This window comes from Bauldia sp., assembly GCF_020442045.1.
Lineage (GTDB): Bacteria > Pseudomonadota > Alphaproteobacteria > Rhizobiales > Kaistiaceae > Bauldia.
In genome coordinates this window covers 1-10,070 of the sequence record NZ_JAGRLA010000031.1, presented here as the reverse complement: position 1 = coordinate 10,070, position 10,070 = coordinate 1, and the positions used below count along the sequence as shown (strand labels likewise).

General features: G+C 65.8%; 12 protein-coding genes. 11 read left to right on the top strand and 1 reads right to left on the bottom strand.

Going from position 1 to position 10,070, the window contains the following annotated elements; translation table 11 throughout:
* The 5 genes from KDJ86_RS03685 to fabG form a co-directional block, all read left to right on the top strand.
* Positions 1 to 1,054, top strand: a 1,054-nt coding sequence (locus KDJ86_RS03685) for an ABC transporter substrate-binding protein (RefSeq protein ID WP_291743080.1), incomplete at its 5' end; no start/stop codon positions are given.
* A gap of 69 nt (positions 1,055 to 1,123) precedes the next feature.
* Positions 1,124 to 2,194: an ABC transporter ATP-binding protein gene (locus KDJ86_RS03680; RefSeq protein ID WP_291743078.1), complete on the top strand. Its 1,071-nt coding sequence runs from the start codon at positions 1,124 to 1,126 to the stop codon at positions 2,192 to 2,194.
* Entirely contained in the window at positions 2,191 to 3,045 is an 855-nt protein-coding gene (locus KDJ86_RS03675) for an ABC transporter permease (RefSeq protein WP_291743075.1), read from the top strand. The genes KDJ86_RS03680 and KDJ86_RS03675 overlap by 4 nt, the downstream gene beginning before the upstream one ends.
* 4 nt (positions 3,046 to 3,049) lie before the next feature.
* Positions 3,050 to 3,862: an ABC transporter permease gene (locus tag KDJ86_RS03670; RefSeq protein ID WP_291743073.1), complete on the top strand. Its 813-nt coding sequence runs from the start codon at positions 3,050 to 3,052 to the stop codon at positions 3,860 to 3,862.
* A 21-nt stretch (positions 3,863 to 3,883) separates the two neighbouring features.
* Positions 3,884 to 4,660, top strand: a complete 777-nt coding sequence (fabG, locus tag KDJ86_RS03665; RefSeq protein WP_291743071.1) for a 3-oxoacyl-ACP reductase FabG — start codon at positions 3,884 to 3,886, stop codon at positions 4,658 to 4,660.
* Here fabG and qhpR read toward each other — a convergent pair whose 3' ends face one another.
* Positions 4,661 to 5,662: an AraC-like transcriptional regulator QhpR gene (qhpR, locus tag KDJ86_RS03660; protein ID WP_291743067.1), complete on the bottom strand. Its 1,002-nt coding sequence runs from the start codon at positions 5,660 to 5,662 to the stop codon at positions 4,661 to 4,663. It lies immediately after the preceding gene.
* Positions 5,663 to 5,952: 290 nt separating this feature from the next.
* On the opposite strand from qhpR, the gene KDJ86_RS03655 reads away from it, so the two are divergent.
* From KDJ86_RS03655 to KDJ86_RS03630, 6 genes are all read left to right on the top strand, one after another.
* Positions 5,953 to 7,542 carry an aldehyde dehydrogenase family protein gene (locus tag KDJ86_RS03655; RefSeq protein ID WP_291743064.1) on the top strand — a complete coding sequence of 530 codons (1,590 nt, stop codon included), beginning with the start codon at positions 5,953 to 5,955 and terminating at the stop codon, positions 7,540 to 7,542.
* 10 nt (positions 7,543 to 7,552) lie between these two features.
* Positions 7,553 to 8,158 (top strand): BMC domain-containing protein, encoded by a 606-nt coding sequence (locus tag KDJ86_RS03650; RefSeq protein WP_291743060.1) that lies wholly within the window; start codon positions 7,553 to 7,555, stop codon positions 8,156 to 8,158.
* A gap of 3 nt (positions 8,159 to 8,161) precedes the next feature.
* A complete protein-coding gene (locus KDJ86_RS03645) occupies positions 8,162 to 8,656 on the top strand; it encodes a hypothetical protein (RefSeq protein ID WP_291743059.1) in 495 nt (164 codons plus the stop codon).
* On the top strand, positions 8,653 to 8,931 hold the full coding sequence (locus tag KDJ86_RS03640) for a EutN/CcmL family microcompartment protein (protein ID WP_291743056.1): 279 nt from the start codon (positions 8,653 to 8,655) through the stop codon (positions 8,929 to 8,931). The genes KDJ86_RS03645 and KDJ86_RS03640 overlap by 4 nt, the downstream gene beginning before the upstream one ends.
* Positions 8,932 to 8,967: 36 nt before the next feature.
* Positions 8,968 to 9,246, top strand: a complete 279-nt coding sequence (locus KDJ86_RS03635) for a BMC domain-containing protein (RefSeq protein ID WP_291743053.1) — start codon at positions 8,968 to 8,970, stop codon at positions 9,244 to 9,246.
* A 170-nt stretch (positions 9,247 to 9,416) separates the two neighbouring features.
* Positions 9,417 to 10,046, top strand: a complete 630-nt coding sequence (locus KDJ86_RS03630; protein WP_291743050.1) for a hypothetical protein — start codon at positions 9,417 to 9,419, stop codon at positions 10,044 to 10,046.
* Positions 10,047 to 10,070 lie beyond the last annotated feature (24 nt).

Here is a 10,070-nt window from a genome sequence, read left to right as displayed (position 1 = left end):
TGAGAAGGAACTGAACATCCTGTGCTGGGAGGGCTACAACTCCGCCCAGGTCCTCGACCCCTTCCGGACCGAGATGGATGCGACGGTCAAGGCCGAGTCGCTGACCAACGACCCGACCATGATCAACCGGCTGCGCGCCGGCGAGACCAACGTCTGGGATCTGATCAACGTCAACAATCCCTGGGCGCGCAAGGTCATGTATCCCGAGGGGCTGATCAAGCCGCTCGACCAGGAGGTCTTCAAGCCTTACTTCGACAAGATGATGCCGGCGTTCAAGTGGCCCTATAAGTGGGCGATGAGCGACGACGGCAAGGAACTGCTGGGCATGACCCAGCGCTTCGGCCCCTATTCCTTCGTCGTCAACACCGACAAGGTCAGCCGCGCGACCGCCGAGGATGTCGGCTGGGATCTGTGGAACGACCCGGCCAATGCCGGCAAGTACGGCATCCTCGAGAGCGACGACTGGAACGTCTTCGACATCTGCCTGATTTCGGGTTTCGATCCGTTCAAGGAGCATAGCGACGACGAGGTGGCGAAGTTCGCCGAGACGGCCAGCAAGGTGTTCAAGGGCGCCAAGGTGGTCGGCGACATCGCGACGATGAACCAGGCCTTCGTCGCCGGGGAGATCGACTTCCACATGACCGGCGGCACCTACAGCGCCTCGCCGGCCCGCGCCGACGGCTTCCTCAACATCCGTGGCATCACGCCCAACAAGGGGCCGCTGCCGGGCGGCAAGGGCGGCGTCGCCTGGATCGAGGTGACGTCGCTGGTCAACAATCCGGAGCTGTCGCCGCTGGCGACCAAGTTCCTCGAATACGTCCAGAATCCGGAAGTCGCCCATACCGTCGCTTTTGCCGAGGGCACGTTCAATCCGGTGACCCAGATGGGCAATCCCAAATGCTTCGATCTGTTCACCAAGGACGAGCTCGAAGCGATCCAGTGGGACAGCCTCGAGGAAGAGATGGCGAAGTCGGCCGAGTACGATATCGTCCCGGACTACGACAAGCTTCTCGACCTGATGACCGCCGCCAAGCGCGAAGCGTCCGGCGGCTGAGACTCCCCGTCAATGGTGGTGCCTCCGCGGAGGCACCGCCACCTATGAACATCAACCAAGCGGGTGCCGATGGTCGGGCGTGACGTCATCCTCTACCTCAAAGGCCTGACCAAGACCTTCGCCGGCCACAAGGCCGTCGACGCGATCGATCTTGAAATCCACGAAGGCGAACTCTTCACCATTGTCGGGCCTTCGGGCAGCGGCAAGACGACACTGCTGCGCATGCTCGCCGGCATGGAGGAGCCGACCAGCGGCGACATCATCCTGCGTGGCGAGCGGATCAATGCGATCCCGGCCAACAAGCGGCCGACCTGCATGGTGTTCCAGTCGCTCGCCCTCTTTCCCCACAAGGAGGTCGGCGCCAATATCGAATTTCCGCTGAAGATTCGCGGCGTCGCACCGGCGGCCCGCAAGCAGCGCGCGCTCGAATTGATGGGTCTGCTGCGCCTGCCGGAATCCTATTACGGACGATCCGTCACCCAGATCTCGGGCGGCGAGCGCCAGCGCGTCGCACTGGCCCGCGCGCTCGCCTTCGATCCCGAAATCCTCTTCTTCGACGAGCCGCTGTCGGCGCTCGACTACAAGCTCCGCAAGACGCTCGAGAAGGAGCTGAAGGACATCCACCGCGAGACGAGGAAGACCTTCGTCTACATCACCCACAGCCTCGAGGAGGCGATGGTGATGAGCGACCGGATCGGCGTCATGCGCGACGGCAAGCTGGTGCAGATCGGTTCGCCGCAGGAGATCTACAGCACGCCGAATTCCAAGTTCGTCTCCGAATTCATCGGCGACGTGAATGTCATGCCGGTCACGGTGGCGGACAACGGCACGCTGACCTCGCCGCAGATTCCGGGCGAATTCGCCGCTCCGTCGATCGCCGACGGGTTGCGCGACGGCTTCCTCGTGGTTCGGCCCGAATACCTGCGTTTCCTGTCGGAGCCCGGCGATGCCGACAACCACGTGCCCGGCCGCCTCTACAACGAATACGCCCTCGGTTCGCGGATCCAGTATCACGTGCGGGTCGGCGAGATGACCTTCGTGCTCGAGAAGCTCCGCCACGAGGCGTTCCAGGGCAAGCTCGACCAGGAAGTCCTGATCGGCTGGAACGCCGCCGACTCCATCGTCGTGCCGGACCAATGAGCAGCGGCACGCGGATATCGGCCGGTACGTGGTCGGCGCTCCCGGTCATCATCTTCCTGCTGGTCGGCTTCGCGGCGCCGCTCGCCGCCATCATCGGCTTCTCCTTCATGCCGCCGCGGACCTTCGGCTTCGGCGGCCGGCCGACCTTCGAGAATTACGTCACTATCTTCGACAGCACGACCTACATCTCGCTGGTCTGGTCGCTCGGGCTCGCCGCCGCAACGGTCATCATCCTGGTCGTCATCTGCTACCCGGTGGCCTATGGGCTGGTCCGCGTCTTCGGCAAGTGGTCGACGCTGATCACGCTGCTCTTCGTCATCCCGCTCTTCGTCTCCGAGAATGTCCGCCTCTACGGTTGGCTGCTCTTCTTCATCAAGAACGGCGTCCTGCTCGGATCCCTCAAATCGCTGTTCGGGCTGGACCTCGAGAGCATCCTCTTCACCAAAGGCATCGTCCTGTTCGGAATGGTCTATGTCTACATTCCGTTCATGCTCTTTCCGATGACACTCGGCATTTCGATGGTACCGAACGAAACGCGTGAGGCCGCGCTCGACCTCGGCGCGACGCGATGGCAGGTGTTCAAGGAGGTCGAGCTGCCGCTGTCGCTACCCGGCCTGATGATCGGCTCGCTGCTGACCTTCGTTCTGGCGGTCGGCGCGATCGCCGAGGCCAAGGTGCTCGGCGGACAGCAGGTCATCCCGATCGCCCACGACATCGAGATCGCCTTCACCTATTCGCAGAACTGGCCGCTCGGCGCGGCACTCTCGGTCCTGTTGATGCTGATCGTTGGCGTGCTGGTCCTCCTCGCGCTTCGCCGCTTCGACCTCGACCGCTTCCTCGGACGACGGTAGCCCGATGCAGACCCGCGCCGTCCGCATACGCCATGCCCTGATCGTCGTCTGGACGATCGCGATGGTGATCTTCGTCTACCTGCCGAGCCTCAGCATCACCCTCGCCTCGCTGACCTCCAGCCGCTACTTCATCTTCCCGATCACCAAATGGGGGCTGGACTGGTGGCACAAGACGCTCGACTCGATCCAGATCCACCAGATCCTCGAGACGTCGGTGATCATCGCCGCCGTCGTCACGGTCATCTCGATTATCCTCGCCTTTTTCGGCGCGCTGGCCTTCGCCCGCTATGACTGGAAGGGCCGGTCGTGGTTCCAGAAGGTCATCCTGCTGCCGATCTTCTTCCCGCAGTCGGTGCTCGGGCTGGCGCTGCTCCTGTGGTTCAACGCGATCGGGCTGCAGCTTTCCTGGCAGACCGCGGTCTTCGCCCACCTGGTCTGGATCGTGCCGGTGGTGACGCTGGTCATCTCGATCCAGGTCTACAGCTTCGATCCCGCGCTCGAGGAAGCCGCCTTCGACCTCGGCGCCTCGCGCCTGCAGGTGATGCGCGAGGTTACGATCCCGGTGCTGATGCCCGGCATCTTCTCCGGCGGGCTCTTCGCCTTCCTGCTCTCCTGGGGCAACTTCCCGCTGTCGCTCTTCACCACAGGCGCCGACACGACGGTGCCCGAATACCTCTACGCCAAGATGGTCGCCGGCTACACGCCGGGCGTGCCGGTGCTCGGCACCATCTCGACGGTCGGCGCCGTCGTCATCCTGATCGGCGGCTATCTCGTCATGCTGGCGCTCAATCGCCGGCGACGGGCCGATGCCGGGTGAGAAACGAAGGAGGAAGAAAGCATGCTCACGTCGCTTGACGGCCAGTCGGCCATCGTCACCGGAGCGAGCAAGGGGATCGGCAAGGGCATCGCCCGGGTCTTCGCCCGCCACGGCGCGCGCGTGCTGGTGGTCGCCCGCCACATCGACGCGGCCGAGGCGACCGCCGAAGAGTTGCGCGACGCCGGTGGCCAGGCTTCCGCCTTCGCCGCCGACGTCCGCGATCTCGCCGCGATGGAGGCGGCCGCCGCGGCGGCCGTCGAGCGCCATGGCGGCCTCGACATCCTCTGCGCCAATGCCGGCATCTTCCCGCAGGTGAAGCTGGAATCGATGACCGACGACGACTGGGACGAGGTGATGGACACCAACCTCAAGGGCACCTTCGTCTCGGTCAAGGCCTGCCTGCCGGCGATGAAGAAGAGCGGCGGCGGCCGGATCGTCCTCACCTCGTCGATCACCGGGCCGGTGACCGGCTATCCCGGCTGGGCGCACTACGCCGCCTCGAAGGCCGGACAGCTCGGATTCCTGCGTACCGCCTGCATGGAAGTCGCCGGCTACGGCATCACCATGAACGCGGTGATGCCCGGCAACATCGTCACGGAGGGGCTCGAGGATCTCGGCGAGGACTACCTCGAGACCATGGCCGCCTCGATCCCGCTGAAGCGGCTCGGCAGCGTCGAGGATATCGGCTATGCCGCGCTTTTCTTCGCCTCGAAGGAAGCCGGCTACATCACCGGCCAGACGATCATCGTCGACGGCGGGCAGATCCTGCCGGAATCGCTGGAAGCGCTGAACACCTGATCAGGCGTCGAAGGCCGCCGCGCGGTAGTCGCGCGGCGCCGTGCCCGTCCAGCGGCGGAAGGCGCGGGAGAAGGCCGAGAGCTCGGAATAGCCGAGCAGCATGGCGATCTCCGAGAAGGGCAGATGGAGCTGGCGCGTGTAGGAGAGCGCGAGGTCGCGCCGCACTTCCTCGACCATCTCCTTGTAGGTCAGGCCGGCGGCGCTGAGATCCTGGTGGATGACGCTGACCGGCGCCCGCAATTCGTCGGCGATCTGCCCGAGCGACGGGCAGCCTTCGGGCAGCCGCATCCTCACCGCCGTGCGAATCCGGTCGAGCAGCAGATGGTCGTCCGACGGACGCGACCCCAGTTGCTCCAGGCAGGTCTGCATGACGGCCAGCAGCCTCAGGTCCCGCGACGGCATCGGCCGCGCCAGGTCGTCAGGCCGGAAGAGGAGCGCATTGGTCCGCTGCGAGAAATAGACCGGAGCACCGAAGGCCGCTTCATGCTCGCTGGCGAATTCGGGTTTCGGATGCTCGAAATGGACCTCGTCCGGCGACCACTGCGACCCGCAGCATTCGCGCAGCACGTTGAGGAACATGCCGAGCGACAGCTCGGCATCCTGGCGCCGCTCGATGATCGACGGATCGACGATCTGGTATTCGAGGCGGACAAGACCGTCATCGTCGGTCCCCAGCCTCATCATCGAGCTTTCCTGGTGGTAGTGGAACAGGCCGACGAGGCATTCGAGCGCGGCGCCAAGCGTCGGCGCCGAGACCGCCGCATAGCCCCACATGCCGAGGTCGCGCGGCTGGAACTGGTTGCCGAACCACAGGCCGAAATTCTCGTTGCCGGTCTGCTGGGCGGATTCCTCGAAAAGCCTGCAGAAGGCGCTGAGCCTGAGCTTCAGCGTCGGCGATCCCGCCATGTCCGGGAGGATGTGGGCGTTTCCAAAAATCCGGTCGACATCGCCGCGAAAGCGCTCGATATAGCCGACGATCCCCGTCGCGGCCGAAGCCAGCACACCCGGCGCGCAATCTGCGGCTGTGCGGGCCGGATCATCCGGTCGCCCTGTCAGCGAAGTAGCCGAGCTTTCCAACATGCTCCAGCGCCTCCCGCGCGGCAGGTCTCAACCCCGGGATTTGATGCTCGCACAGGTCCCCGTTCCATATCAAGCAGTGCCCTCGAGGCCGTTTCGCTCCTGTCAAGAAACCACCCGACACTGTCAAGCCGCCTCGGTCCCCGCAGCACTAGTTTGCCGGTCGGATCGTCGCACGGCCGTCCTGCCCCTTGGCCACGATGAAAGCACGCTTCATGCCAACCGCCACCAACGAGACCGAAACCGGCGGCACGCTGCATCAGACGGCTCAGATGATCGAGAAGGCACGCTGGGCGGCATCGTCCTTCGCGACCTACCCGCGCGACTCCGTGCTTTCCATCGTGGAGGCAATGGCGAAGGCCGCTGCTGCCGAGTCGCGCCGCTATGCCGACTGGGCGGTGGAGGAAAGCGGCTTCGGCAATCCCGACCACAAGGAGATCAAGAACCGGCTCTGCGCGACCGGTCTCTTCGATCACTACAAGGGCGAGAACTTCACCGACTACCGGATCGAGCCCGAGACCAGGTCGGTCGCGATCCCGAAACCGGCCGGGGTGATCTTCGCGCTGACGCCGTCGACCAATCCGGTCTGCTCGGTCTTCTACAAGGCGATCCTCGCGCTGCTGACCCGCAACGCGATCGTCATCAGCCCCCACCCGGCGGCCAAGGCCTGCGGCGCCGACGCCGCGCGACTGCTGGCGCGTACGGCCGAGGCCGCCGGCGCGCCGGACGGGACCATCCAGGTGATCGACGATCCAACCATGCCACTGATCAACTCGGTCATGACCTCGGACCGGATCAACCTGATCCTGGCGACCGGCGGGTCGCCGGTGGTGCGGGCTGCCTATAGTTCGGGCAACCCGGCGATCGGCGTCGGGCCGGGCAACAACCCGGTCTATGTCGACGAGACGGCGGACGTCGCCCGCGCGGCGAAGCAGATCGTCGACTCCAAGGCCTTCGACAACGCGATCCTCTGCACCAATGAATCCGCCGTCATCGCCCATCGCGCGATCGCGCCAAGGCTGGTCAGCGAGATGAAGCGCCAGGGCTGCCACCTTGTCTCGGCCGACGACCGCGACCGGCTGGCGGAGCACCTCTTTCCCGGCGGCAAGTTCAACATATCGCTCCTCGGCAAGCCGGCATCAGTGATCGCCGAAAGCGCCGGCATCCGTATTCCACGGGATACCCGCGTGTTGCTCGTCCCTCTCGAACGGATCGGCGACGACTATCCGCTGAGCCGCGAGAAGCTCTGTCCCGTGCTCGGCCTCTACGAGGTCGCCGACCGGGAGGCAGCGCTCACCGCCTGCCGGGCGATGATCCGCAATCGCGGCGCCGGCCATTCGGCCGCGATCCACGCGGAAGACCCGGCGATGATCCTGCGCTTCGCCGCCGAGATGGACGTCATGCGGGTGGTGATCAATGTCGGCTGCTCGACGGGGGCTGCGGGCTTCGACACCTTCCTCGGGCCGAGCATGACGATCGGCACGGGTTTCCACGGACGCTCGTCGATCGGCGAGAATATCGGGCCGGAGCACCTCGTCCAGTGGACGAGGATCGCCTACAACGCTGCGGCCGACGTTCCCTTCCCTGACTTCACCGGTCTCGCCCTGCCGCAGCCCGCGACGCGGCCGCGCCTGCCGGAAGGCGAGATCGACTATTCCTTCGACTGGGTCGGCGGACGCCCGTCACGGCCGAGCAACGCGCCGGACGTTGAGGAACCGGTGCCGGTCGACGCCGATGCGCTGCGGGCGGAGATTCGCCAGCTCATCCTCGAGGAAATGCGCGCCATGCAGCACGAGCAGCGGTGAGGCGCGACCGATGGCGACGATCCGGTCCTACATCTTCATCGACCAGCTTCAGCCGAAGACGATGTGCTATCTCGGCAGCTTCATCCGGGGCTTCCTGCCGCGCGTCAACATGGCGGCGCTGGTGGTCGAGGTGGCCCCAGGCCTCGAGATCGAGAACATCACCGACATCGCGGTCAAGAATGTCGACGTCAAGCCCGGCCTTCTCGTCGTCGAACGTCAATACGGCTATCTCGAGCTGCACGCCAATTCGACATCCTCGGTGAAGGCCGCCGGCCAGGCGATCCTCGACTATCTCGGTGCCAGCGAGGCGGAGGCGATGCGGCCCGAGATCCTTGCATCGCGGATCGTCAAGCGGGTCGACAACTACCACGCCTTCCTGATCAACCGGAACAAGAAGGGCTCGATGATCCTGCCTGGCGAGTCGCTTTTCGTGCTGGAGATGCAGCCGGCCTCCTACGCGATCCTTGCCGCCAACGAGGCGGAGAAGGCGGCCGACATCAAGGTCGTCGACTACCGGATGATGGGGGCGACCGGCCGGGTCTACCTCTCCGGCGAGGAAAGCAGCATCCGCGCGGCGGCCTTCGCCGCCGAGCACACACTCCAGGCGAGGCAATAGGCGATGGCGGCGGGGATCGATCGCGAGGAACTCCGGGCGCTGGTCCGCCAGGCGCTGACGGAGTCGCTCGGTTCCGCCGGGCCCGCACCGGCGCCCCCCGGCGACGGCCTCGCCGACGAGATGCGGGCGGCGCTCGCCCGTGGCAAGCCGGCGAAGGTGACGGTCAGCGCCGCCAACGAAACCGACCTCGACCGCTTCGCCAGGGCGATCGCTATCGCCTGCGAGGATGCTTCCCTGAAGGCGGCGATTATTGCCGGTGACCTCCGCTTCGCGCCCGCCGGCCCGCCGCCACCGCGCGCCGCGGCCGTGACAACGAAGCCGGCGGCCGCGAGGACGGGCACGTTCCAGTTCGGATCGGGTGTCCTCAGCGAAGCGAAGATCGTCGAGATATCCCGGAACAACCAGCGGATCGTGATCGGCGAGGATGTGGTTCTCACCCCGCTGGCGCGCGACAAGGCGCGCGAGATGAAGGTCGAAATCGTGAGGCAGAAGCCATGAAAACCGGAATGGTGATCGGCAAGGTCTGGGCGACCAAGCGGCTCGACGAACTGCCGGGCGGCGCCCTGCTCGAAATCGCGCTCGAGGAGAATGACGGCCTCGGCGAGCACGTCGTCGCCTATGACCCGCTCGGCGCCGGCGACGGCGAACGCGTGCTGGTCACGCAGGGCTCGGTGGCGCGCGGCTGGTTCAAGGACGGCAGCGCGGTGGTCGATGCATTGGTTATCGGCATTCTCGACGAACCGCGGGCGGCCTCGTCGAAATCCAGGAAATAGAACGTCTCAGGAAAAGTCAGCCAAGGAGAAACTGTCATGTCGAATGCAATCGGCTTCGTGGAAACCAAGGGCTACGTCGCGGCCTTCGCCGCGGCCGACGCCATGGTCAAGGCCGCCAACGTCACGATCATCGGCCGCGAGCAGGTCGGCGCCGGCCTCGTCTCGGTGCTGGTCCAGGGCGATGTCGGCGCGGTGAAGGCGGCGACCGAGGCGGGCGCCGAAGCCGCCGGCCATGTCGGCACCGTGGTCTCCGTCCATGTCATCCCGCGGCCCCATGCCGACGTGATCAAGCAGTTCGGCGTGCCGGGCAAGTGAGTCCCGGGCTTCGCGTGACCGGCGCCTTCAAGCTCAACCGCTCATTCCCGCGAAAGCGGGAATCCAGGTCTTGAGGGCGCGTCCGCGGGGGTCTGGATCCCCGCGTGCGCGGGGATGAGCGGAGGCGGGGCCGCAAGCCTCACCGACCGAAGGCCGGCAGGAGTGTCCTGGTGAGTGAACTGCGCGTCTATCTGAAGATCGAGTCGCTCAGGCGGCAGTTCGCCGCCTATATGGGCTCGCCGACCCGCGGGCGCGGCTATGTTCCGCTCGAGGGCATGCACTCGCTGATCATCGAGATCGCGCCGGCGCTGGCGATCCACCGGGTGATCGACCTCGCGCTGAAATCGGTGCCGGAGGCGGAGCCCGGCATGCTCTATGTCGAGCGGCAATACGGCATCCTCGAACTCCACTCGCTGGACGCCGCCCATCTCGACGCGGCCGGCCAGGCGGTGCTCGACGGCATCGGGGCGAAGGCGAGCGACCAGCTCCGCCCCCACGTCCTCTACACCGACATCGTCGAAGCGGTGACCGACCAGCATGCGGTGATCCTCAACCGCAACCGCGACGCCTCGATGATCCTGCCGGACGAGAGCCTGCTCCTCGTCGAGATGCAGCCCGCCCTCTTCGCCGCGGTTGCCGCCAACGAGGCGGAGCGCGTCGCGCCGAACCTGACGCTGGTCGACTGCCAGATGATCGGCGCCTCCGGCCGCGTCTTCCTGTCGGGCGCCACCGAGGACGCCGAACGCGCCCGCGACCACATCCTCAAGACGCTGGAAGCGGTCGAGGGGCGGGAGAAGTAAGGCCGGGTTCGCGGCCTCGCAAAG